This is a genomic window from Streptomyces sp. NPDC051207, assembly GCF_040682395.1.
Lineage (GTDB): Bacteria > Actinomycetota > Actinomycetes > Streptomycetales > Streptomycetaceae > Streptomyces.
In genome coordinates, this window is sequence record NZ_JBFBAX010000013.1 from 135286 (window position 1) to 157637 (window position 22352).

Genomic DNA, 22352 nt, shown 5'->3' on the forward strand with positions numbered 1-22352 from the left:
GGTGGGGTGGTGCGGTTGGGGCGGAGCGGCGGGGGTTCGGGGCGCGGGCTGGGCCCGGTGGACTCCGGGGCCCGGACCGGGCCCCGGAGTCCACCGCCCACCGGTACCGCGCGCGGGCCCGGACCCGGACCCCGTCGGCCTCAGCCCTCGGCCAGCACCTTCTCCAGCGTCCCCAGCGCCCCCTGGAGCTCCTCCGCCGTGATGGTCAGCGGCGGTGCCAGGCGGATGGTGGAGCCGTGGGTGTCCTTGACCAGGATTCCCTCGCGCATCAGGCGTTCGCTGACCTCGCGGCCCGTGCCGATGGCCGGGTCGACGTCGACGCCCGCCCACAGGCCCCGGGAGCGGAAGCCGACGACGCCCTTGCCGGCCAGGCGGGACAGGCCGTCGCGCAGCAGCACGCCCAGTTCGTCCGCCCGGCGCTGGAACTCCCCGGTCTCCAGCAGTTCCACCACGGCCGTGCCGACGGCGGCGGCCAGCGGATTGCCGCCGAACGTCGAGCCGTGCTCGCCCGGCCGCAGCACCCCGAGCACGTCCCGGCGCCCGACCACCGCCGACACCGGCACGATCCCGCCGCCCAGCGCCTTGCCGAGCAGCACGACGTCCGGGACGACCGACTCGTGCTCGACGGCCAGCGTGCGGCCCGTCCGCCCGAGCCCCGACTGGATCTCGTCCGCGACGAACAGGCACCCCGCGCGGCGGGTCACCTCGCGCACCCCGGCCAGATAGCCGTCGTCCGGGATCAGCACACCGGCCTCGCCCTGGATGGGCTCGATGAGCACGGCCGCCGTCGTCTCGTCGATCGCCGCCTCCAGCGCGGCCAGGTCGTTGTACGGCACGATCCGGAAGCCCGGCGTGAACGGCCCGAAGCCCGCCCGTGCCGTCTCGTCCGTGGAGAAGCTGACGATCGTCGTCGTACGGCCGTGGAAGTTGTCCGCCGCCACCACGATCGTCGCCCGGTCGGCGGGGACGCCCTTCACCTCGTAGGCCCACTTGCGGGCCACCTTGACGCCGCTCTCCACGGCCTCGGCGCCGGTGTTCATCGGCAGCACCATGTCCGTGCCGGTCAGCGCCGTGAGCCGCTCGGCGAACCCGGCCAGCTGATCGTTGTGGAAGGCGCGCGAGGTCAGCGTCAGCCGGTCGAGCTGGCGGTGCGCGGCCGCCACCAGCGCCGGGTGGCGGTGGCCGAAGTTGAGCGCCGAGTAACCGGCCAGCATGTCGAGGTACCGGCGCCCCTCGACGTCCTCCACCCAGGCACCCTCGGCACGGGCCACCACCACGGGCAGCGGGTGGTAGTTGTGCGCCAGGACCGGTTCCTCGGCCCGGATCAGGTCGGCGGAGGAACGGGTGTGGACGGGAGCGGTCATGAGCGGATCTCCTGGGTGCAGCACTTGATGCCGCCGCCTGCCTTCCGGAACTCGGACAGGTCGACGGGGACGGGAACGTAACCGCGCTCGGCGAGCTCGGCGATGAGGGCGGTCGCCCCCGGCGAGACGAAGACATGACGACCGTCGGAGACGGAGTTGAGCCCGAACGCCATCGCGTCCTCACGCGTGGCGATCACCGCGTCGGGGTAGAGCCGGGCGAGCACCTCACGGCTGCCGGGCGAGAACGCCTCCGGGTAGTAGGCGATGTTCCCGTCCCCGCCGTCGCCGCCCTCCTCGAGGACGAACAGCGCGGTGTCCAGATGGTAAAAGTACGGGTCCACCAGCGTCAGGCCGATCACCGGCACGCCGAAGTACTCCTGCACCTCCCGGTGCGCCTCGCGGGTGGTGCGGAAGCCCGTGCCGGCCAGGATCCACCGGCCCGCGGGGACGAGGTCGCCCTCGCCCTCGCACACGGACTCGGGGTGGTAGACCTCGAAGCCCGCCGCCTTGAACCACGCCTCGTACGGCACGGACTCGGGACGGCGCTCGGGCGCGTGGAAGAGGGAGCCGAAGACACGGCCGCCGACGACGACCGCGGCGTTCGCGGCGAAGACCATGTCGGGCAGTCCCGGCACCGGCGCCACGGTCTCCACGGTGTGTCCGTGGTCGCGGTAGACGTCGATGAGGGTCCGCCACTGGGCGTGGGCCCGGCCCACGTCGACCGGGGCGTCGGGACGCATCCAGGGGTTGATCGCGTACTGCACGGCGAAGTGTCTGGGTTCGCAGACTAGGAAGCGCCGCCGGCGCGGCACACGGGTTCCGGGCACAGAGGGGTTCCTCCGCTTCCTGGGTGTCGAGTCAGGGTTGACACCACGGTAGGAAGCGGGCCCGACGGGCGACAAGGAATAAAGACTGCGCGTCGACGCAGGATCGCTGCGTAATTCCGGCCCTCAACGCAGGTTCGCTGCGCCGCCTGACGGCTCGTCCGGTGCCGGGTGGCTGGCGCCCGCCTCCGGGCTCTCCGGGAGGAGGTGGGACAGCACCATCACGCTGATCGTCTTGCGGATGAACGGCTCCGCGCGGATCCGCTCCAGCACCTCCTCGAAGTGCTCCACGTCCCGCGCCCGCACGTGCAGCAGCGCGTCCGCGCCCCCCGTCACCGTCATCGCCGCGGTGATCTCCGGATGGTTGCGCACCACCTCCGCCAGCCGCCGCGGCGGCGCCGCCCCCTCGCAGTACACCTCCACGTACGCCTCCGTGCGCCAGCCCAGCGCCGACGGCTCCACCGTCGCCGTGAACCCGGTGATCACGCCCGTGTCGCGCAGCCGGTCCACCCGGCGCTTCACCGCCGTCGAGGACAGCCCGACGGACGCGCCGATCTCGGCGAAGCTCGTCCTGGCGTTCGCCATCAAAGCGGTGATGATCTTCCGGTCGAGCTCGTCGAACGGCGTGGGCCCACTGTTCATGGCCGCACTGTATCCACCGCCGCCCCGAACGCCGTATGCAGAGAAAACGCCCATGCCGGACCGTGTGCAGACGTCCGGAAAGCACCTACACTCCACGTTCATGCTGCGCGCCCTGGCTGTCGACGACGAGCGCCCCTCGCTGGAGGAGCTGCTGTACCTGCTCAACTCCGATCCGCGCATCGGCAGTGCGGAGGGCGCCGGCGACGCGACCGAGGCGCTGCGCCGCATCAACCGCGCGCTGGAGTCCGGGCCCGACGGCCCCGAGGCGATCGACGTCGTCTTCCTCGACATCCAGATGCCCGGCCTCGACGGCCTCGACCTCGCCCGGCTGCTGACCGGCTTCGCGCAGCCGCCGCTCGTCGTGTTCGTCACCGCGCACGAGGACTTCGCCGTGCAGGCCTTCGACCTCAAGGCCGTCGACTACGTGCTGAAACCGGTCCGCAAGGAACGCCTCGCCGAGGCCGTGCGCCGCGCCGCCGAACAGCGCGGCGCCGCCCCGCGCATCCCCGTCCACGAACCCGACCCCGACCACATGCCCGTCGAGCTGGGCGGCGTCACCCGCTTCGTGCCCGTCGACGAGATCACCCACGTCGAGGCCCAGGGCGACTACGCCCGCCTCCACACCGACAAGGGCAGCCACCTCGTCCGCATCCCGCTGTCCACCCTGGAGGAGCGCTGGCGCTCCCGCGGCTTCGTCCGCATCCACCGCCGCCACCTGGTCGCCCTGCGCCACATCGGCGAGCTGCGCCTCGACGCGGGCACCGTCAGCGTCCTCGTCGGCACCGAGGAACTCCAGGTCAGCCGGCGGCACGCGCGGGAACTGCGGGACCTGCTGATGCGCCGCACCACGAGCTAGGGGGAGCACCATGCCCCAGGACCCCACCGAACGCCGCGTCGTCGTCACCGGCCCGCCCCGCCGCGCGGGCAGCACCTCCGGCTACTACCGGCCACGCACCGAGATCGACGAGCAGACCACCCTCGGCCACACCTACGTGCGCTCCCTGATGCGCACCCAGCTGCGCGCCGCGCTCGGCGTGTTCGCGGTGCTCGTGCTGCTCGTCGGACCACTGCCGCTGGCGTTCGCGGCGGCCCCCGACGCGCGCCGCCTGGAATGGGCCGTCCTCGGCTTCGGCCTGTACGCGCCCCTGGTCCTGCTCGCCCGCTGGTACGTCCGCCGCGCCGAGCGCAACGAACGCGACCTCGTCCGCCTGGTCGAGGACCGCTGAGCCCGCCCGCCCCATGAACTCCGGCTATGCCGTCCCCGCCGTCGCCCTCGTCGTCGTCGCCACCGTCCTCGTCGGCGCCTTCGGCCTGCGCATCTCCCGCACCACGTCCGACTTCTACGTCGCCTCCCGCACCGTCGGCCCCCGCCTCAACGCCGCCGCCATCAGCGGCGAGTACCTGTCCGCCGCCTCCTTCCTCGGCATCGCCGGACTCGTCCTCGTCCAGGGCCCCGACATGCTCTGGTACCCGGTCGGCTACACCGCCGGATACCTCCTGCTGCTGCTGTTCGTCGCCGCCCCGTTGCGCCGCTCCGGCGCCTACACGCTGCCCGACTTCGCCGAGGCCAGGCTCGCCTCCCAGGCCGTACGGCGACTCGCGGGCGCCTTCGTCGTCGGCGTCGGCTGGCTCTACCTGCTGCCGCAGCTCCAGGGCGCCGGACTGACCCTGGCGGTGCTGACCGGGGCACCCGACTCGCTCGGCGGAGTGATCGTCGCCGTCGTCGTCACCGCCACGGTCGCCGCCGGAGGCATGCGCAGCATCACCTTCGTGCAGGCCTTCCAGTACTGGCTCAAACTCACCGCCCTGCTCGTGCCCGCCCTCTTCCTCGTCCTGGCCTGGCAGGCCGACGGCGCCCCGCGCGAGGCCTTCGACGAACCGGCCACGTTCCGCGAGCAGCGCGTCGTCCGCGTCGAGGACAGCCTGGAGATGAGGCTCGACAAGCCGCTTACCGTCACCGTGACCGGCACCGTCGACGGCCGCACCCACGACGGCACCCGGGTGAGCCTGCCCGCCGGAACCCACCGCATCGACGGCGGCACCCGGCTGACCTTCACCGAGGGCACCCCCGTCCCCGAGACCCGCCGCGGCGCCGACGACGCGCTGTCGCCGTCGCGCGCCGAGAGCCGCACCGAACGTCCCCTGTACGCCACGTACGGACTGATCCTCGCCACGTTCCTCGGCACCATGGGCCTGCCGCACGTCGTCGTCCGCTTCTACACCAGCCCGCACGGCGTCGCCGCCCGCCGCACCACCGTCGCCGTGCTCGGCCTGGTCGGCGCGTTCTACCTGCTGCCGCCCGTCTACGGCGCCCTCGGCCGCCTCTACGCGCCCGAGCTGGCCCTCACCGGTGACGCGGACGCCGCCGTCCTGCTGCTGCCCGACCGGGTGATCGGCGGACTCGGCGGCGATCTGCTGGGCGCCCTGGTGGCGGGCGGCGCCTTCGCCGCGTTCCTGTCCACGGCCTCCGGACTGACCATGGCCGTGGCCGGCGTCCTCACCCAGGACGTCCTGCCGTCCTGGGGCGTACGCCAGTTCCACGTCCGGCACTTCCGGCTCGGCACGGTCCTCGCCATGGCCGTGCCGCTCGCCGCGAGCGTCATCGTCGGCGGGCTGCCCGTCGCCGACGCCGTCGGACTCGCCTTTGCCGTGTCCGCGTCGTCGTTCTGCCCGCTGCTCGTGCTCGGCATCTGGTGGCGCCGGCTGACCCCGCCGGGCGCCGCCGCCGGCATGCTGGTGGGCGGCGGCTCCGCACTGCTCGCCGTCGCCGCGACCATGGCGGGACTGCCCGGCGGCGGCACCCTGCACGCCCTGCTGGCCTGGCCGGCGCTGTGGTCGGTGCCGCTGGGCTTCCTCACCATGGTGCTGGTGTCACTCGCCACGCCCGGCCGGGTCCCGACCGGAACGGAATCGATCCTCGCGCGGTTCCACCTGCCCGAGGAACTGCGGACGGAGGTGTCGCCGTGAGCGGATTCGTGGCCGGCCTGTGCGTGGCCGTGCTCCCGCTGCTGGCCGCCGGTTTCTGGCTGGGCCGCCGCACCGCCCGCCCCGCGAACCTCGCCGGGCTGGGCAGCCCTGTCGAGCACGCCACCTTCCAGACCCTGCACACCGCCTCCCTCGCCGCGCCCCCGCTGCGCGCCGGACTGACCGAGGAGACCGCCCGCAAATCCGCCCGCAAGCTGCGCTCACTGCTCGGCACGGACGCGCTGTGCCTGGCCGACCTCAAGGAGGTGCTGGTCTGGGACGGGGTGGGCGACCACCACCGCTCCGAGATCATGGAACGACTCGCCGGACCCCTGGAGACCGGCCGCGGCGAGGCCTTCCCGCTGACCTGCGACACCCCCGACTGCTCGGTGCGCTGGGCCGTGGTCGCGCCCCTCACCGTGGACGACCGGGTGCACGGCGCGCTCGTCGCCTGCGCGCCCCGCGAGTCCGCCGTCCTCGTCCGCGCCGCCGGGGAGGTCGCCCGCTGGGTGTCGGTCCAGCTCGAACTGGCCGACCTCGACCAGTCCCGCACCCGGCTCATCGAGGCGGAGATCAAGGCCCTGCGCGCCCAGATCTCCCCGCACTTCATCTTCAACTCGCTCGCGGTGATCGCGTCCTTCGTGCGCACCGACCCCGAGCGGGCCCGCGAGCTGCTGCTGGAGTTCGCCGACTTCACCCGCTACTCGTTCCGCCGGCACGGCGACTTCACCACCCTCGCCGACGAGCTGCACGCCATCGACCACTACCTGGCCCTGGTGCGGGCACGCTTCGGCGACCGCCTCGCCGTCACCCTGCAGATCGCGCCCGAGGTGCTGCCGGTCACGCTGCCGTTCCTGTGCCTGCAGCCGCTGGTGGAGAACGCCGTCAAGCACGGCCTGGAGGGCAAGTCGGACACGTGCCACATCCAGATCACCGCGCAGGACGCGGGCGCCGAGGCACTCGTCGTCATCGAGGACGACGGTGCCGGAATGCACCCCGGCCTGCTGCGCCGCATCCTCGCCGGTGAGATCAGCCCGTCCGGCGGCATCGGACTGTCCAACGTCGACGACCGGCTCCGCCAGGTCTACGGCGACGATCACGGCCTCGTCATCGAGACCGCGGTCGGAGCCGGTATGAAGATCACCATCCGCCTGCCGAAGTATCAGCCCGGCGTGCACTCGGCCGGGCGGCTCGCCCAGTGAACCCCGGCAGGCGGACCGCCGGTGCGCTCACCCGCGGCTGAGGACCATGCCCAGCGTGAGCAGGCCGAGGACGACCCAGCCGAACCACAGCCATCCATTGCTGCCGAGAGCCACCGTGTAGGCGGTCACCATCACGAGACCGCCGACGGTGAGCACCCCCATCGTCTTCGTGGAGCTGTCCGTGGAACCGGGCATCGCAACACCCTCCTCATGGTCCGTTCCCTCCATGGTGCCCCGTTCCGGCGCGATTAGGGATCGGGAACGACGCACAGACCTCAGTCGCCGCGCGCGTTCAGCGACGCCAGGTAGGCGTTGTACGCCTCCAGCTCCTGGTCGCCGTCGCGGTCGGCTGCCCGGTCCTTGCGCTTGGCCTGCCGCTGGTCGGAGGCGTACCACTGGAACAGCAGCGCGATCAGCACGAGCACGGAGGGGATCTCACTGAACGCCCAGGCGATGCCGCCGGCCGCGTTCTGGTCGGACAGGGCGTCGATGCCGAGGGAGGCGGGCGGGTCGCGGAACGTCTCCACCATGGGCGTCGAGGCCATCATCAGGGCGATGCCGAAGAACGCGTGGAAGGGCATCCCCGCGAACAACTCCAGCATCCGCATCAGGTGGCCCGGCCGGTTCGGGCCCGGGTCCACGCCCATGATCGGCCAGAAGAACACCAGGCCGACGGCGAGGAAGTGCACCATCATCGCGGTGTGGCCCGTCTGCGAGCCCATCAGGAAGTCGAACAGCGGGGTGAAGTACAGGGCGTACAGGCTCGCGATGAACAGCGGGATCGTGAACACGGGGTGCGTGACGATCTTCATGTAGCGGCTGTGCAGCAGCATCAGCAGCAGCTCGCGCGGACCCTTGTGACCGCGCACGGCCGGAGGCAGCGTCCGCAGCGCCAGCGTGATCGGGGCGCCGAGCAGGATCAGGATCGGTGACAGCATGCTGATGACCATGTGCTGCACCATGTGCACGCTGAACATGACCATGCCGTAGTCGTTGAGCCGGGTGCACATCACGAGCGCGACGGACAGCACACCGGCGACGTACGCCACCGTCCGCCCGACCGGCCACCTGTCGCCGCGCCGCGTCAGCCGGGCGACCCCCCACCCGTACAGCGCGAGCCCCAGCAGACAGGCGACCAGGAAGAACGGGTCCGCCGACCACTGAAGCCCGCGCCCCAGCGTGAACGGCGGCAGATCCATGACCATGCCGTGCCCGCTGTGCTCCATCCGCCGGCTCCTGATACGTGGGGGTAAGTACCGGACCAGGGTAAGACCGCCCCCGGCCACACCTGCGACCGGGGGCGGCAGAGCCGGCCAGGGGCGCGAGGAACGGCGCGATCGGCCACGACGGCGGTGAAGCAGGACTCCCCTACAGCACGCACTCCGCCTCGTCGTACCGCTGCTGCGGCACCGTCTTGAGCGTCTCCACCGCCTCCGCCAGCGGCACCATCACGATGTCGGTGCCGCGCAGGGCCGTCATCCGCCCGAATTCCCCCCGGTGCACCGCCTCCACGGCATGCCACCCGAACCGCGTCGCCAGCACCCGGTCGTACGCGGTCGGCGTACCGCCCCGCTGCACATGCCCGAGGATCACCGGCCGGGCCTCCTTGCCGAGGCGCCGCTCCAGCTCCAGGGAGAGCTGACGGGCTATCCCGGCGAACCGCTCGTGGCCGTAGATGTCCTTGCCGCCCTCGTCGAAGTCCATGCTGCCCGCCCTCGGCTTGGCCCCCTCCGCGGCGACCACGATCGCGAAGCGCTTGCCCGCCGAGAACCGCTCGCCGACCTTGGCGGTCAACTCGTCGATGTCGAAGGGCCGCTCCGGCACGACCACGGCGTGCGCGCCGGCCGCCATGCCGGAGTGCAGCGCGATCCAGCCGGTGTGGCGGCCCATGACCTCCACGATCAGTACGCGCTGGTGGGACTCGGCGGTGGTCTTCAGCCGGTCCAGGGCCTCGGTCGCCACGGTGACGGCCGTGTCGAAGCCGAAGGTCACGTCCGTTCCGGCGATGTCGTTGTCGATGGTCTTCGGCACGCCCACGATCGGCAGTCCGTTGTCGGACAGCAGCCGGGCCGCCTTCAGCGTGCCCTCGCCCCCGATCGGGATGATCGCGTCGAGGCCCAGCTCCGCCACGTGCCCGCGGGCCCGCTCCACACCGTCCCGCAGGTGCTCGGGGCGGACCCGGGAGGAGCCGAGGATGGTGCCGCCGCGGGCCAGGATGCCGCCCACCGCGTCGAGGTCGAGCTTGAGGTAGTCGCACTCCAGGAGGCCTTTCCAGCCGTCCCGGAAACCAATGACCTCGTCGCCGTGGTCGGCCACGGCACGGTGCACGACGGACCGGATGACGGCGTTCAGGCCGGGACAGTCGCCGCCGGACGTGAGGACACCAATGCGCATAGCCCGAAATACCTTCTCGACGTGGGCCGGACCCGGACCACGCTGTCCGGCTCGAATCCCCGCCACCCTAGCGGCATCGGGGGGCGGGGCCGAAGCACGCGTCCGCCTGCTGGACGGCCCCGCTCACCTGTGCGGAAGGGGCGTCAGACGGGCCGGTTGCCGGGAGCCGTCCGGGCGGTGTACGCCGGGCTCACGCGGGCTGCTGGGCGGCGGCGATGCGCTCGTTGCGCAGCGCCTCGTACCAGTGGTCGTCGACCGGCGGCAGGGCGTTCACGTCGAGCGCCAGCTTCAGCAGCAGGTCCGCGATCAGCGGGTTGCGGGCCAGCACCGGGCCGTGCATGTACGTGCCGAACACCGTGTCGTTGTACGCGCCCTCCGTGCCGTCGCCCGTGCCGTTGCCGTTGCCGAACCGCACGCGCGCCAGCGGGCGGGCCGAGGGGCCGAGGTGGGTGACGCCCTGGTGGTTCTCGAAGCCGGTCAGCGGGGGCAGGCCGAGGCGCGGGTCGATGTCCCCGAGGACGTCACCGACGCAGCGGGCGCCCTCGCCGCGCGCCGAGACCACGTCGAGCAGGCCGAGGCCGGGCTCGCGCTGGCCGAGGTCGTTGATGAACTCGTGGCCGAGGATCTGGTAGCCGGCGCACACCGAGAACACGATCGCGCCGTTCTCCACCGCCCGGTACAGGCCGCCGTCGCGGCGCAGCCGCTCGGCCGCGAGCCGCTGCGGCCGGTCCTCGCCGCCGCCGATCAGGTAGATGTCGCCGGACGTGGGGATCGGCTGGTCGCTGCGCACGTCGAGCCGGGCCACGTCGAGGCCGCGCTGGCGGGCCCGGCGCTCCACGACGAGGGCGTTGCCCTGGTCACCGTAGGTGCTGAGCAGGTCCGGGTAGATCCAGACGAGCCGCAGGCTGTTGTCGCTCATGAAGTCACTGTCCTCTGCTTGCGTCAGTTGCCGACGCGGCGGCGCAGGTCCTGGAAGGCGGTGTAGTTGGCGATGACCTCGATCCGGCCCGGCGGGCACGTCTGGACCGCCTGGTCGAGGTTCTCGCACACCTGGAAGTGCTGGTTGGCGACCTCCAGGCGCACCGCGAGGTCCAGCTTGCGGTCGCCGACCACGAAGATCGGGTGGCCGGTCAGACGCGTGTAGTCGACGTCCCACAGCCAGGAGGTGTCGGTGCCGTCGGCGGCGCGCGCGTTGACCGACAGGACCACCGGGGTGGGCGGCGGGTCGATCAGGGAGAACGTCTCCAGCCAGCCGGCCGGGTTCTTCGCCAGCAGCAGCCGCAGGTCGCGGCCCTGGAACTGCACGACGTCGTAGCGGCCGGCGACCGCCTGCACCTGGTACATGCGCTCCAGGGCGACCTGCGGCGGCACCCCGAACACGGCGGCGACGGCGGCCGAGGAGGTGGCGTTGGCCTTGTTGGCGCGGCCCGGCAGCTGGAGGTGGATCGGCCAGGCCGAGCCGTGCGGGTCGAGGACGTGGTCGCCGGACAGCGCCCAGGTGGGGGTGGGCCGGCGGAAGCCGCACTCGCCGCAGAACCAGTCGTCGCCGGGGCGCTGCATCACACCGCCGCAGGACGGGCAGGACCAGGCGTCGTCCTTCCACATCTGCCCGGCGGCCACCCAGATCACGTTGGGGGAGGAGGACGCGGCCCACACCACCAGCGGGTCGTCGCAGTTGGCCACGACGACGGCCTTCGAACCGGCCAGGCCCTCGCGCCAGTTCTCGGCGAGCATGCGGGTCTCGGCGGCGCGGTCGAGCTGGTCGCGGGAGAGGTTCAGCAGGGCGATGCACTTCGGGTCGGTGTCCCGGGCGACACCCGCCAGGTACTTCTCGTCGACCTCGATGACGCCGTACCGGGCGTCCGAGTTGCCGGCCAGGGCCGAGGTGATGCCGGCGGGCATGTTCGCGCCGAGCGCGTTGGAGACGACCGGGCCCGCCGCGCGCAGGGCCTCGGCGATGAGCCGGGTGGTGGTGGTCTTGCCGTTGGTCGCCGAGACCAGGACGACGTCCAGGTTCTGGGCGAGCCGGGCGAGGAGGTCGGGGTCGAGCTTGAGAGCCACCCGGCCGCCGATCACCGAACCGCTGCCGCGCCCCGCGGCGCGCGATGCCGCCGCGACCGCCTTGCCCGCTGTCACGGCCAGCTTGGCCCGCGGCGTGAGCGGGTCCGAGTTGCCTGCCATCAGTTCTCGATCCTCCTTGCGTACGCGCCGCGCCTGTGGCCTGACGGCAACGTGGTGGTGGAGCTCAGCCTATCGAGATCCATTCGCACTCCCGAATCATGGCACCGCGTGGGCCTTCGCGGGGGAGGCGGGACCGTGGGGATTCGGCGGCGGACCGTACGCTTGCGGCCATGCCACACGCCTCCATCCCGGGCGCCCGCGGGCGCGTCCGGCCCCTCACCCTGCTCGGCGACCCGGTGCTGCACGCGCCGTGCGCGGACGTCACCGACTTCGGCCCCGGACTCGCCCGCCTCGTGGAGGACCTGTTCGCCACCATGTACGCGGCGCGGGGCGTCGGCCTCGCCGCGAACCAGGTGGGCGAGCCGCTGCGGGTGTTCGTGTACGACTGCCCGGACGACGACGACGTCCGTCACGTCGGCCATGTCGTGAACCCGCGGCTGGTCCGGGCGGACGGCCTGGTGCTGCGCGGCCCCGAGGGCTGTCTGTCCCTGCCGGGCCTGGAGGCGGGCACGGAGCGCCACGACCACGCCGTGGTCGAGGGCGTGACGGCGGAGGGCGAGCCGGTCACCGTGCACGGCACGGGCTTCTTCGCGCGGTGCCTGCAGCACGAGACGGACCACGTGGAGGGCAGGATCTACGCCGACCACCTCACGGGGTGGCGCAGGCGGCGCCTGCTGAGGCAGGCGGCCCGGGCCTCCTGGGCCCGGTGAACGGTCAGAACCTCGGTCCGCCGGACCGGTCCCCGGCCGCGGCCAGCCGCCCCCACAGCAGGTCGGCCAGGCACGTCACCAACTCCGCCCGGGAGCACGGCCGTTCGCCCAGCCACCAGTCGCCGGCCGCGTGCATCATGCCGACGATCCCGTGGCCCCACACCCGCGCCAGCTGCTCGCTGCCCGGTCCGAGGTCGACCCGCTCCTCGATGACCCGGGCGAGTTCCTCGCCCATGCGCCGCAGCACCGGCGCCGCGTTCCTGCCGAGGTCGAAGTTGGGCTCGCCGGCCTGACTGCCCTCCGCCGGATGCATCAGGAAGCGGTAGACCTGCGGACGGGCCTCGATCGCCGCGAGGTAGGTGTCGAGGGTGGACTCCACGCGTTTGCGCCGCTCCGCCGGGGCGTCCAGCGCCGCGCGCAGTGAGTCGAGGAGGGCGTCGGTGTGCCGCTTGGCGAGGGCCGCGTACAGTCCGCCCTTGTCGCCGAAGTGCCGGTAGAGGATCGGCTTGGTGATGCCGGCCTCCGCGGCGATGGCGTTCATCGACGCCTGCGGGCCGTCGCGCAGCACCACTCGGTCGGCGGCCTCCAGCAGCTCGCGCCGTCTGCGGTCGGCGGACCGCTGCTGCTCGGTGCGCTGCGTGGTGTTCATGTGCTCTCCCCACCCGTGCTGATTCGGTGACGCCTGCGCAAAGTAACACCCGATCGGCCCGGGAGATCGAACGGGCAGCCGAGCGGTGGCCGGGAGTTGACTTTTCCTACCCATGGGTAACAGACTCGGGGTTACCGTAAGTAACACGCACGTGCGCCGCTGGAGGGGACATGGCCGAGTTCACCATGGAGCTCAACGACGAACAGAAGGAAGTCCGGGACTGGCTCCATGGCTTCGCCGCCGACGTGATCCGCCCCGCCGCCGCCGAGTGGGACGAGCGTGAGGAGACCCCCTGGCCGGTGATCCAGGAGGCCGCCAAGGTCGGCATCTACTCCCTGGACTTCTACGCCCAGCAGTACTTCGACGCCACCGGCCTCGGCATCCCGATGGCGATGGAGGAGCTGTTCTGGGGCGACGCGGGCATCGCGCTGTCGATCGTCGGTACCGGCCTCGCCGCCGTCGGCGTCCTCGCCAACGGCACCGAGGAGCAGATCGGCACCTGGATCCCCCAGATGTACGGCGACGCCAACGACGTCAAGGTCGCCGCGTTCTGCTCCTCCGAGCCCGACGCCGGCTCCGACGTGGCCGCCATGCGCACGCGTGCCGTGTACGACGAGGCCAAGGACGAGTGGGTCCTCAACGGCACCAAGACCTGGGCGACCAACGGCGGCATCGCCAACGTCCACGTCGTCGTCGCGTCCGTCGACCCCGACCTCGGCTCCAAGGGCCACGCCTCCTTCATCGTCCCGCCGAACACGCCCGGCCTGTCGCAGGGCCAGAAGTTCAAGAAGCACGGCATCCGCGCCTCGCACACCGCCGAGGTCATCCTCGACAACGTGCGCGTGCCCGGCTCCTGCCTGCTCGGCGGCAAGGAGAAGCTGGACGAGCGGCTCGCCCGCGCCCGCGAGCGGGCCAGGAGCGGCGGCGAGCGCGTGAAGAACGCGGCGATGGCCACGTTCGAGGCGTCCCGTCCGGCGGTCGGCGCGATGGCGGTCGGCACCGCGCGCGCCGCGTACGAGGTCGCCCTCGACTACGCGAAGACCCGGGAGCAGTTCGGCCGGCCGATCATCGACAACCAGGGTGTCGCCTTCCAGCTCGCGGACATGCGGACCTCCATCGACGCCGCGCGCCTGCTGGTGTGGCGGGCCTCGTGGATGGCCGTCAACGGCAAGCCGTTCACGGCGGCCGAGGGCTCGATGTCGAAGCTCTTCGCCAGCGAGACCGCGAAGAAGGTGACCGCGCAGGCCATCCAGATCCTCGGCGGCAACGGCTACACCCGGGAGTACCCGGTGGAGCGCATGCACCGGGACGCCGCGATCTACACGATCTTCGAGGGCACCAGCGAGATCCAGCGGCTGGTCATCGCCCGCACCCTGGCGGGCATGCCGATCCGCTGACGGTGCCGCCGTCCGCGCGTGCGAGCCGGACATCCCGAAGGTCGCCTGTTGTGCCGGTGCCGCCACCGCACGGCCGTGTGGTGGCGGCACCGGCGGTCCCTGCGACGCCGTCGTGGCACGCTCACCACGTCACCGGCAGGGCCTCCGGGCCGCGGATCAGCGCGCCCTTCTTGAACGGCACGTCCCGCGGCGCCACCGCGAGCCGCAGGCCCGGCACGCGGTCCAGCAGCGTGCCGACCAGCAGCTCGGACTCCAGCCGCGCCAGCATGGCGCCGGGGCAGAAGTGCGGCCCGAAACCGAAGGACACGTGCGGGTTCGGGCTGCGCGAGAAGTCGATCGCGTCCGGGTCGGCGAAGACCCCGGGGTCACGGTTCGCGGCCAGGTACGACACGTAGACCGCGTCGCCCGCCCGGATCCGCACGCCCCTGATCTCGACGTCCTCCAGGGCGATCCGCGACAGGCCGACGGCGTTGCGGTGCGGGATCCAGCGCAGCAGCTCGTCGACGGCCCGCGGCCGGATCTCCGGCTCGCGGCGCAGCCGCTCGGCGAGCTCCGGGCGGGACAGCAGGACGTGGAACATCTGCCCGCTGTTGTTGGTGACGGCCTCGCCGCCGATCTGCAGCAGCACCGCCAGCCCCACGGCCTCCTCCGCGGTGACCTCGCCGCGCCCCACGGCGGCGCCCAGCAGCGAGGCGACGTCCTCGGCGGTGCTGCCCTGCCGCCGGCCGATCAGAGCGGAGAAGTACGCGCTCATCTCCCGCTTGGCCTTCTCGCTGACGTCGGCGCCGTGCGCGGACGACAGGATCAGCTGCGTCCAGGTGTGCATGGCCTCCCGGTCGTCGGCCGGCACACCCATCAGCTCGCAGATCACGGCGATGGGGAAGGGGCCCAGCACGGCGGTGGTGAGATCGGCGGGCGGGCCGTGCGACAGCATCGCGTCGACCAGTTCCTGAAGCATCCGGCGGGACTTCTCCCGCACCCGCTCGACGCCCCGTGCCGTGAAGGCGGCGGCGACCGTGCGGCGCAGCCGGGTGTGGTCCGGCGGGTCGAGGAAGCCGACCGCGCCGCGCGCCGGGATGAAGTGCGGCGCGAGCCGGGTGACCTGCCGGTCCATGACGGCCTCGCGGCCGAAACGCGGGTCGTTGGTGACCAGGCGGACGTCGTCGTGGCGGGTCACCAGCCAGGCCCAGCCCTCGCCGTTGGGGAGCGTGATCCGGGTGACCGGTCCCTCGGCCATCAGCTCCCTGAGGACGGGGTCGAAGTCGGTGCCCGGCAGGTCGAGCGCGGGCCAGTGCCGCACCGGCGGCAGGGTCTCGGTGAGCGTCTCCTCGGTCATCGGGTGCTCACGCCGCCCTCCGGTCCTTGCGCTGCCAGCGGCCCAGCGCCATCTCCGCGGTGATGCCCGGCCCGAACCCGGCGAGCAGTCCACGCGCCCGGTGCTCGGCGCCACCGTCGTCGAACAGCCGCCGCAGCGCGTCCAGGACGACGGCGCTGGCGATGTTGCCGTACTCGGTGAGCGTCGCCCGGCTGAACCGGAACGCGTGCGGGTCGACCTTCAGGAACGTGCTGAGGTCGTCGAGGATGCGCGGCCCGCCGGCGTGGACGATGTAGAAGTCCAGGTCGGAGGCGTCCCAGTCGTGCTGCGCCGCCAGATCCTGGAGCGCCGGGGCGAGCGGTTCCATCGTGGCGGGCACCCGCTTGTCCAGCAGGAAGTGGAAGCCGGTGGCCCGGACGTCGTACATGATCCACTCCTCGGTCTTGGGGATCAGGTACGAGCCGTTGCGCTCCAGCCGGACGCCCTCGCCGCCCCGGCCGCGGACGACGGCCGAGGCGATGCCGTCCCCGAACAGGCCGTTGGACAGCAGCGATCCGACGCCGATGTCGGTGGGCTGGTAGCACAGCGAGCAGAACTCGCAGGCGACGATCAGCGCGTTGGCGTCCGGATACGCCGTGCAGAAGTCGTGTGCCCGGTTGATCGCGGCGCCTCCCGCGGCGCAGCCCAGCTGGGCCATGGGTATCTGCCGGGTGGTGCTGTCGAAGCCCATGGAGTTGATCAGCCAGGCCGTGAGCGAGGGCATCATGAACCCCGTGCACGACACGTAGATGATCACGTCGATGTCGGTGGTGAGCAGTTCCGCGTCGTCGAGGGCGCGCTGCACGACCGCCGGGACCCGGGCCTTCGCCTCGGACTCGTAGAGCTTGTTGCGCTCCTCGAAGCCGGGGTGCTTCAGGGTCTCCTCGATGGGCTGCACGATGTGCCGCGTGCGCACCCCGGTGTTCTCGATCAGCCGGAGGGCGAGGCCCAGTTGAGGGTGGTCGGAGTGGCGCGAGCGTGCCAGCTCCAGCGTCTCCTCCATCGTGATCACGTGCTCGGGAACGGACACCGAGGGTCTGCACAAGGTAGCCATGAGCAGTGCCTGCTTTCGCGTCAGTGGTCCATGCCACGATCACTCGGCAGGGCGCCGATCTCGCGCCGGACTACTCCGACCGGGGTGCCTTCGAGGCGGCCCGGGGCAGGTGCCAGCCGGTCATGGAGCACCCCCGCTGCTGTGCGCGATGCACGCGACGTCGATGCGGTCGGCGAGCTTCGCCAGCTCGATCGTCAGCGCGGCCACCGTGTCCTCGTCGAGCCCGTCCTCGCCGGCCTCCACCAGGCGCAGCCACCGGCCGCCCACCGTGCGCAGCAGCTTGCTCACATCGCTCGCGGCGACCTGCAAGGTACCGCGGTTGTCGACGATCAGAGGCAGAGTCACTTCGCGGTTCACAAAGGGGATCGTAGCCGCGGAACCCTCACGCTCCGTGCCATACGGTGGTGATGTTGCAGAACTCCCGGATTCCGTGTCCGGACAGCTCACGCCCGTACCCGGACCGCTTCACCCCGCCGAACGGGAACGCCGGGTGGGACGCCGTCATCCCGTTGACGTACACGCTGCCCGCCTCCAGATCCCGGACGAACCGGTCCACCTCGGCGTCGTCGCGCGTCCACACGTTGGAACTCAGCCCGAACGGCGTGTCGTTGGCGATCAGTACGGCCTCGTCCAGGTCGGCCGCGCGGTACAGCGTGGCGACCGGCCCGAAGGCCTCCTCGCGGTGGATGCGCATCTCGCGCGTGATGCCGGCGAGGACGGTCGGCGGGTAGTACCAGCCCGGCCCGTCGGGGCGTTCGCCGCCGCACAGCAGCTCGGCGCCGGCCCGCACCGCGTCGTCGACCAGCTCCTCCAGGTCGTCGCGGCCCTGCTCGCTGGAGAGCGGGCCGACGTCGGTGTCCTCGTCCAGCGGGTCGCCGACCCTGAGGGCCTTCATGCCGGCGACGAACCGCTCGGCGAAGGCGTCGTACACGTCGGTGTGCACGATGAACCGCTTGGCGGCGATGCACGACTGCCCGGTGTTCTGCACGCGCGCGGTGACCGCGACCTCGGCGGCCCGGTCGAGGTCGGCGGACGGCATCACGACGAACGGGTCGCTGCCGCCCAGCTCCAGCACCGTCTTCTTGATCATCTCCCCGGCGGTGGAGGCGACGGCGCGGCCCGCGGGCTCGCTGCCGGTGAGGGTGGCCGCCTTCACGCGCTCGTCACGCAGGATGTCGTCGACGGCCGCCGAGCCGATCAGCAGCGTCTGGAAGCAGCCCTCCGGGAAGCCCGCCCGGTGGAGGAGGTCCTCCAGGTACAGGGCGGTCTGCGGGACGTTCGAGGCGTGCTTGAGCAGGCCCACGTTGCCCGCCATCAGCGCCGGGGCCGCGAACCGGATCACCTGCCAGAGCGGGAAGTTCCACGGCATGACCGCGAGCACCGGGCCCAGCGGGCGGTGGCGCACCCGGACCCGGGAGGCGCCCGAGTCCCGCACATCGGCGTCGCCGGGCTGCTCGTCGGCGAGCAGGTCCGCGGCGTGCTCGGCGTACCAGCGCATCGCCTTGGCGCACTTGGCGACCTCGGCGCGGGCCTGCTTGACCGGCTTGCCCATCTCGGTGGTGATCAGGCGGCCGAGGTCGTGCTGGTCCTTCTCCAGGAGGTCGGCGGCCTGCCGCAGCAGCCGGGCGCGTTCGTCGAAGCCCGTCGTGCGGTAGGTGCGGAAGGTGGCCTCGGCGAGCCGGAGCCTGCGCTCGATCTCCTCCTCGCCCATGGCCTCGTACGTCCTGAGTGTCTCGCCGTTCGCGGGATTCACCGTTGCGATGGGCATGACCGACCTCCCTGGGAGCGAACCGTGTTCCGACCTTCGCGCGCGGCGGCGGTGCCCGCAACGCGGTGCGGCTACCAGGGCGAGTGCTCCGCGAGCCGGTCGAGAAACGCGGCCTGCGCCGTGACGATCACCTCGCGCGCCCGCTCCAGGCCGAACCACGCCACCCGGTCCAGCTCCGGGAACTCCCGCGTCCGGCCCGACCGCGGCGGCCACTCCATCGTGAAGGTGCCGGGGACCACCGCCGCCGGGTCCAGGTCGCCCTCGACCGCCCACACGGTGACGGTCTTGCCGCCGCGCTGCCTGACCTCGCCCAGCGGGATCGCCTCACCGTCGGGCGGCGGCAGCCCCAGCTCCTCCCGGAACTCGCGCCGGGCCGCGTCCCAGGCCGGCTCCGCCGGGTCGTACTCGCCCTTCGGTACGGTCCACGCCCCCGCGTCGCGGCGCGCGAAGAACGGGCCGCCCATGTGGCCGAGCAGCACCTCCAGGCCCCCGGCGGTGTGCGGGCCGGTGTGCCGGAACAGCAGCAGGCCGGCGCTTCGGGCGCCCGTCACGGCCGTACGTCCGGGTGCGCCGCCAGCAGCGTCTCCACCGTGTCGGCCTCCTCCGGGCGCTTGTCCTCGCGGTAGCGGACCACGCGGGCGAAGCGGAGGGTGACGCCGGCCGGGTAGCGGGTGGAGCGCTGCAGGCCGTCGTAGGCGATTTCGACGACGAGTTCCGGGCGTACGGTCACCACCCAGCCGTCGTCCTGGACGGCCAGCTCCCGCAGGCGCTGCGTCTGCCAGGTCAGCATCGCGTCCGTCATGCCCTTGAAGGTCTTGCCCAGCATCACGAAGCCGCCGTCGGCGGTGCGGGCGCCCAGGTGCAGGTTGGAGAGCTTGCCGGTGCGGCGGCCGTGGCCGCGCTCGACGGCCAGGACCACGAGGTCGAGCGTGTGCACGGGCTTGACCTTCAGCCAGGACGCGCCGCGCCGGCCCGCGCTGTAGGCGGCGTCGAGGCCCTTGACGACGACGCCCTCGTGGCCGCGCCGCAAGGTCTGCGCGAGGAACTCCTCGGCCGCCGCGGCGTCCTCGGGCCCGGACACGAGCGCGCGGCGCACCCGCATCGGCTCCGGCACGAGCCGCGCCAGCTCGGCGTGCCGGGCGGTCAGCGGCAGGTCGAGCAGGTCACGGTCGTTGACGGACAGCGCGTCGAAGAAGACGGGGGAGACGGGGACCTGGCGGGCCGCCGTGGCGACGTCCACCCGCTGGCCGACGCGCCCGGCGGTCTCCTGGAAGGAGCGGGGCCTGCCGTCCGCGTCGAAGGAGATGACCTCGCCGTCCAGGATGAACCGCTCGCCCCGCAGCTCCAGGGCCGCGGCCCGCACCTCGGGCAGGCGGTCCGTGATGTCGTCGAGGGTGCGGGTGTGGACGCGTACGGTGTCGCCGTCCCGGTGCACCTGGACGCGGATGCCGTCGAGCTTCTCCTCGACCGCGCAGGCGCCCAGCTTGGCGACGGCCTCCGCGACCGAGGACGCGGAGTGCGCCAGCATCGGCAGCACCGGGCGGCCGACCGTGAGCCGGAACCGCTCCAGCGCCGCGGGGCCGTCCGCGAGCAGCGCCTCGGCCACCGTCTGCAGCGAGCCCGCCAGCATCACCGCCCGCCGCACGTCCGCCGCCGGCGCGCCGGTCGCCTGCGCCAGCCCTTCGACCGCGACGGCGTCCAGGGCGCCCTGGCGCACCTCGCCGGTCAGCAGCCCGCGCAGGAACCGCTGCTCGTCCTCGGTCGCGGCGCCCATCAGCTCGCCGACCAGCCGGGCGCGTTCGGCCTGCGAGCCCGTGCCGGACACCGCGCCCAGCCCGGTGAGCCGCGCGTCCACCTCGCGCACGGTCAGGCTCGGCTCGGCCGCCGGTTCCACGGCCCGGCCCAGCGCCTTCCAGCCGACGCCGAGCCGGCCCTGCGGCAGCCGTCCCGCCAGATACGGGATGACGATCGGCACGTCGTCGGGTTCCGCCTCCCGGAACAGCTCCGCGAGCAGCGCGATCTTCCGGGACCGCGCCGAGGTGGCGGCGACCTCCCGGGACACGTCGGCCAGCCGGGTCAGCAACATGCCATCAGAGTGCACCGCGGGCGGCCCGCCCACACCCGGACGGCGCCTGACGCGCCCGCCGTCAGCCGCCCGGCGCCGCGTCCAGACGGGACATGACCAGGTCCCCGACGATCGCCGTCGCCGCGCGGTAGCCGCCGCTCGCCGCGTGGATGACCTGCTCCGAGAAGCCGATCGCGTTGCCCGCGGCCCACACCCCGGGCACCGTGGTCAGGCCCGTCCCGTCGACCACCGGGTACGCCCCGAACGGGGTCTCCTCCAGCTCCGCGCCCAGCCGCTCGAGCAGTCCGGTCTGCGGCACCGCCCGCGGCGCGACGAACACCACCGAACGGTCGTGCACCGTGCCGTCCGCGAGCCGCACCCCGGTGAGCCGGTCGTCCTCGGCCACCAGGGCGGCGACCTCGCCCGGGACGACCTTCACCCCGGCCGCGGCCAGCCGGCGCAGGTCCTGGTCGGACAGCTCCTGCTCGGCGACCGTGTGCAGGAACAACGTCACGTCCTTCGACCACTGCGACACCAGCAGCGCCTGGTGCACGTTGCGCGCACTGGTGGCCAGCACGCCGAACGCCTCGTCGCGCACCTCCCAGCCGTGGCAGAACGGGCAGTGCAGCACGTCCCGGCCGAACCGCTCGGCCACCCCCGGCACCCCGGGCAGCTCGTCCTTCAGGCCGGTGGCGACCACCAGGCGCCGGGCGCGCACGGTCCGGCCCGAAGCGAGCGACACGGCGAAGTGCTCGCCGCCGGTGACGTCCACCGCCCGGTCCCGGACGAGTTCCACCCCGTAGCGGGCGATCTCCTCCCGGCCCGCGGCCAGGAACGCGGCGGGCGACATGCCGTCCCGCGACAGATAGCCCTGCATGTGGGCCGAGGGCGCGTTGCGCGGCTCGTCCGCGTCCACGACCAGGGCCCGCAGCCGGGCCCGGCCCAGCACCAGGGCGGCCGACAGTCCTGCGGCACCGCCGCCGATGACGACGGCGTCGTGGATCACGTCGCTGAGGTCGTTCGGGTCGTTCCGACGAGTCATGGTGACCACCTCCTGGTACGACCGTCGCCCGTCGGTGGCGTATTGACAAACACGTTTGCCGAAACTGCAATGGCGGCATGACGGGAAGAACAGAAAAGAAGCAGGAGCCGACAGAGAAGGCGGAGAAGACGGAAGAGGTCCTCGCGGGGGTCGGGCCCCGGCTGCGCCGCCTCCGCAAGGAGCGCGGCGCCACGCTCGCCGGGCTGTCCGAGGCGACCGGCATCTCGGTGAGCACGCTGTCGCGGCTGGAGGCCGGGCTGCGCAAGCCCAGCCTGGAACTGCTGCTGCCGATCGCGCAGGCCCACCGGGTGCCGCTGGACGAGCTGGTCGGTGCCCCGCCGGTCGGCGATCCGCGCGTGCGGGCCGAGCCCATCGTGCGGCACGGCCGTACCCACTGGCCGCTCACCCGGCAGCCCGGCGGACTCCAGGCGTACAAGGTGCTCGAGCCGCCGCGCCGAGCCCGAGCCGCGCACCCATGAGGGGTACGAGTGGCTGTACGTCCTGTCCGGCAGGCTCCGGCTGGTGCTCGGCGAGCACGACGTCGTGCTGACGGCCGGGGAGGCCGCCGAGTTCGACACGCGCGTGCCGCACTGGTTCGGGTCGACGGGGGAGGGGCCCGCGGAGTTCCTCAGCCTCTTCGGTCCGCAGGGGGAGCGGATGCACGTACGGGCCCGCCCGAAGCGGTCGTGAGGCGCGTCCCGGCCGGACTCGCGTGGTCGTGACCCGTGTCCCTGCCCGAGCG

Annotated in this window: 21 protein-coding genes and 2 pseudogenes; 7 read left to right on the forward strand and 16 right to left on the reverse strand. The window is 72.7% G+C overall.

The genetic code is table 11. The features are described 5' to 3' along the window. Nucleotides 1-140: 140 nt before the first annotated feature. From rocD to AB0M97_RS15875, 3 genes are all read right to left on the reverse strand, one after another. On the reverse strand, nucleotides 141-1364 hold the full coding sequence (gene rocD / locus AB0M97_RS15865) for an ornithine--oxo-acid transaminase (RefSeq protein WP_365961431.1): 1224 nt from the start codon (nucleotides 1362-1364) through the stop codon (nucleotides 141-143). Then, nucleotides 1361-2191 carry a dimethylargininase gene (gene ddaH, locus AB0M97_RS15870; protein WP_365961432.1) on the reverse strand — a complete coding sequence of 277 codons (831 nt, stop codon included), beginning with the start codon at nucleotides 2189-2191 and terminating at the stop codon, nucleotides 1361-1363. Before ddaH ends, rocD begins: the two co-directional genes overlap by 4 nt. Nucleotides 2192-2314: 123 nt before the next feature. Next, nucleotides 2315-2830: an Lrp/AsnC family transcriptional regulator gene (locus tag AB0M97_RS15875; RefSeq protein WP_365961433.1), complete on the reverse strand. Its 516-nt coding sequence runs from the start codon at nucleotides 2828-2830 to the stop codon at nucleotides 2315-2317. Nucleotides 2831-2930: 100 nt separating this feature from the next. Between AB0M97_RS15875 and AB0M97_RS15880 the strand changes: the two genes are divergently transcribed. The 4 genes from AB0M97_RS15880 to AB0M97_RS15895 are packed head-to-tail and all read left to right on the forward strand — an operon-like array spanning nucleotide 2931 to nucleotide 6996. Continuing rightward, nucleotides 2931-3686 (forward strand): LytTR family DNA-binding domain-containing protein, encoded by a 756-nt coding sequence (locus AB0M97_RS15880; protein ID WP_365961434.1) that lies wholly within the window; start codon nucleotides 2931-2933, stop codon nucleotides 3684-3686. Nucleotides 3687-3696: 10 nt separating this feature from the next. Beyond that, the gene (locus AB0M97_RS15885) at nucleotides 3697-4056 is read left to right on the forward strand and encodes a hypothetical protein (protein ID WP_365961435.1); all 360 of its coding nucleotides are present in this window, start codon (nucleotides 3697-3699) and stop codon (nucleotides 4054-4056) included. A 13-nt stretch (nucleotides 4057-4069) separates the two neighbouring features. Further along, on the forward strand, nucleotides 4070-5797 hold the full coding sequence (locus tag AB0M97_RS15890; protein ID WP_365961436.1) for a cation acetate symporter: 1728 nt from the start codon (nucleotides 4070-4072) through the stop codon (nucleotides 5795-5797). Continuing rightward, nucleotides 5794-6996: a histidine kinase gene (locus tag AB0M97_RS15895; protein WP_365961437.1), complete on the forward strand. Its 1203-nt coding sequence runs from the start codon at nucleotides 5794-5796 to the stop codon at nucleotides 6994-6996. The genes AB0M97_RS15890 and AB0M97_RS15895 overlap by 4 nt, the downstream gene beginning before the upstream one ends. Before the next feature lie 27 nt (nucleotides 6997-7023). Here the strand turns inward: AB0M97_RS15895 and AB0M97_RS15900 are convergent. The 5 genes and pseudogenes from AB0M97_RS15900 to AB0M97_RS15920 form a co-directional block, all read right to left on the reverse strand. Next, a pseudogene (locus AB0M97_RS15900) lies at nucleotides 7024-7344 on the reverse strand (hypothetical protein); the annotation flags it as partial. Continuing rightward, nucleotides 7272-8222 (reverse strand): cytochrome c oxidase assembly protein, encoded by a 951-nt coding sequence (locus AB0M97_RS15905; RefSeq protein WP_365961438.1) that lies wholly within the window; start codon nucleotides 8220-8222, stop codon nucleotides 7272-7274. The gene AB0M97_RS15905 and the pseudogene AB0M97_RS15900, both read right to left, overlap by 73 nt. Before the next feature lie 142 nt (nucleotides 8223-8364). Next, nucleotides 8365-9390 carry a 6-phosphofructokinase gene (locus AB0M97_RS15910; protein WP_365961439.1) on the reverse strand — a complete coding sequence of 342 codons (1026 nt, stop codon included), beginning with the start codon at nucleotides 9388-9390 and terminating at the stop codon, nucleotides 8365-8367. Nucleotides 9391-9580: 190 nt separating this feature from the next. Continuing rightward, nucleotides 9581-10309: a glutamine amidotransferase gene (locus AB0M97_RS15915; RefSeq protein WP_365961440.1), complete on the reverse strand. Its 729-nt coding sequence runs from the start codon at nucleotides 10307-10309 to the stop codon at nucleotides 9581-9583. Between the two features lie 23 nt (nucleotides 10310-10332). Beyond that, the gene (locus AB0M97_RS15920) at nucleotides 10333-11571 is read right to left on the reverse strand and encodes a MurT ligase domain-containing protein (protein ID WP_365961441.1); all 1239 of its coding nucleotides are present in this window, start codon (nucleotides 11569-11571) and stop codon (nucleotides 10333-10335) included. A gap of 170 nt (nucleotides 11572-11741) precedes the next feature. On the opposite strand from AB0M97_RS15920, the gene def reads away from it, so the two are divergent. Then, nucleotides 11742-12281, forward strand: coding sequence for a peptide deformylase (gene def / locus AB0M97_RS15925; RefSeq protein ID WP_365961442.1), 540 nt, complete (start codon nucleotides 11742-11744; stop codon nucleotides 12279-12281). 4 nt (nucleotides 12282-12285) lie between these two features. Here def and AB0M97_RS15930 read toward each other — a convergent pair whose 3' ends face one another. Next, complete coding sequence (locus AB0M97_RS15930) at nucleotides 12286-12930, reverse strand: TetR family transcriptional regulator (protein ID WP_365961443.1); 645 nt, start codon at nucleotides 12928-12930, stop codon at nucleotides 12286-12288. Nucleotides 12931-13100: 170 nt separating this feature from the next. Here AB0M97_RS15930 and AB0M97_RS15935 point away from each other — a divergent pair, with 170 nt between their 5' ends. Continuing rightward, complete coding sequence (locus tag AB0M97_RS15935; RefSeq protein WP_365961444.1) at nucleotides 13101-14327, forward strand: acyl-CoA dehydrogenase family protein; 1227 nt, start codon at nucleotides 13101-13103, stop codon at nucleotides 14325-14327. A gap of 121 nt (nucleotides 14328-14448) precedes the next feature. Here AB0M97_RS15935 and AB0M97_RS15940 read toward each other — a convergent pair whose 3' ends face one another. From AB0M97_RS15940 to AB0M97_RS15970, 7 genes are all read right to left on the reverse strand, one after another. After that, entirely contained in the window at nucleotides 14449-15663 is a 1215-nt protein-coding gene (locus tag AB0M97_RS15940) for a cytochrome P450 (protein ID WP_365961445.1), read from the reverse strand. Between the two features lie 7 nt (nucleotides 15664-15670). After that, nucleotides 15671-16735, reverse strand: coding sequence for a type III polyketide synthase (locus AB0M97_RS15945; protein WP_365961446.1), 1065 nt, complete (start codon nucleotides 16733-16735; stop codon nucleotides 15671-15673). A gap of 120 nt (nucleotides 16736-16855) precedes the next feature. After that, the gene (locus AB0M97_RS15950) at nucleotides 16856-17092 is read right to left on the reverse strand and encodes a DUF6213 family protein (RefSeq protein WP_365961447.1); all 237 of its coding nucleotides are present in this window, start codon (nucleotides 17090-17092) and stop codon (nucleotides 16856-16858) included. Nucleotides 17093-17117: 25 nt separating this feature from the next. Next, nucleotides 17118-18503, reverse strand: a complete 1386-nt coding sequence (locus tag AB0M97_RS15955; RefSeq protein ID WP_365961448.1) for an NADP-dependent succinic semialdehyde dehydrogenase — start codon at nucleotides 18501-18503, stop codon at nucleotides 17118-17120. Nucleotides 18504-18574: 71 nt separating this feature from the next. Then, a complete protein-coding gene (locus tag AB0M97_RS15960; RefSeq protein ID WP_365961449.1) occupies nucleotides 18575-19054 on the reverse strand; it encodes an NUDIX domain-containing protein in 480 nt (159 codons plus the stop codon). Then, on the reverse strand, nucleotides 19051-20589 hold the full coding sequence (locus AB0M97_RS15965; protein WP_365961450.1) for an ATP-dependent DNA ligase: 1539 nt from the start codon (nucleotides 20587-20589) through the stop codon (nucleotides 19051-19053). The genes AB0M97_RS15960 and AB0M97_RS15965 overlap by 4 nt, the downstream gene beginning before the upstream one ends. Nucleotides 20590-20650: 61 nt before the next feature. After that, nucleotides 20651-21610, reverse strand: a complete 960-nt coding sequence (locus tag AB0M97_RS15970) for an NAD(P)/FAD-dependent oxidoreductase (protein WP_365961451.1) — start codon at nucleotides 21608-21610, stop codon at nucleotides 20651-20653. Between the two features lie 77 nt (nucleotides 21611-21687). Here AB0M97_RS15970 and AB0M97_RS15975 point away from each other — a divergent pair. After that, nucleotides 21688-22300 (forward strand): annotated as a pseudogene (locus tag AB0M97_RS15975) (XRE family transcriptional regulator). Nucleotides 22301-22352 lie beyond the last annotated feature (52 nt).

Bases quoted from the DNA above. Each gene is read 5' to 3' on its own strand.
- rocD (WP_365961431.1), bottom strand. From the start codon at position 1,364: ATGACCGCTCCCGTCCACACCCGTTCCTCCGCCGACCTGATCCGGGCC.
- AB0M97_RS15875 (WP_365961433.1), bottom strand. From the start codon at position 2,830: ATGAACAGTGGGCCCACGCCGTTCGACGAGCTCGACCGGAAGATCATC.
- AB0M97_RS15880 (WP_365961434.1), top strand. From the start codon at position 2,931: ATGCTGCGCGCCCTGGCTGTCGACGACGAGCGCCCCTCGCTGGAGGAG.
- AB0M97_RS15885 (WP_365961435.1), top strand. From the start codon at position 3,697: ATGCCCCAGGACCCCACCGAACGCCGCGTCGTCGTCACCGGCCCGCCC.
- AB0M97_RS15890 (WP_365961436.1), top strand. From the start codon at position 4,070: ATGAACTCCGGCTATGCCGTCCCCGCCGTCGCCCTCGTCGTCGTCGCC.
- AB0M97_RS15905 (WP_365961438.1), bottom strand. From the start codon at position 8,222: ATGGAGCACAGCGGGCACGGCATGGTCATGGATCTGCCGCCGTTCACG.
- AB0M97_RS15910 (WP_365961439.1), bottom strand. From the start codon at position 9,390: ATGCGCATTGGTGTCCTCACGTCCGGCGGCGACTGTCCCGGCCTGAAC.
- AB0M97_RS15915 (WP_365961440.1), bottom strand. From the start codon at position 10,309: ATGAGCGACAACAGCCTGCGGCTCGTCTGGATCTACCCGGACCTGCTC.
- AB0M97_RS15920 (WP_365961441.1), bottom strand. From the start codon at position 11,571: ATGGCAGGCAACTCGGACCCGCTCACGCCGCGGGCCAAGCTGGCCGTG.
- def (WP_365961442.1), top strand. From the start codon at position 11,742: ATGCCACACGCCTCCATCCCGGGCGCCCGCGGGCGCGTCCGGCCCCTC.
- AB0M97_RS15930 (WP_365961443.1), bottom strand. From the start codon at position 12,930: ATGAACACCACGCAGCGCACCGAGCAGCAGCGGTCCGCCGACCGCAGA.
- AB0M97_RS15935 (WP_365961444.1), top strand. From the start codon at position 13,101: ATGGCCGAGTTCACCATGGAGCTCAACGACGAACAGAAGGAAGTCCGG.
- AB0M97_RS15940 (WP_365961445.1), bottom strand. From the start codon at position 15,663: ATGACCGAGGAGACGCTCACCGAGACCCTGCCGCCGGTGCGGCACTGG.
- AB0M97_RS15945 (WP_365961446.1), bottom strand. From the start codon at position 16,735: ATGGCTACCTTGTGCAGACCCTCGGTGTCCGTTCCCGAGCACGTGATC.
- AB0M97_RS15955 (WP_365961448.1), bottom strand. From the start codon at position 18,503: ATGCCCATCGCAACGGTGAATCCCGCGAACGGCGAGACACTCAGGACG.
- AB0M97_RS15965 (WP_365961450.1), bottom strand. From the start codon at position 20,589: ATGTTGCTGACCCGGCTGGCCGACGTGTCCCGGGAGGTCGCCGCCACC.
- AB0M97_RS15970 (WP_365961451.1), bottom strand. From the start codon at position 21,610: ATGACTCGTCGGAACGACCCGAACGACCTCAGCGACGTGATCCACGAC.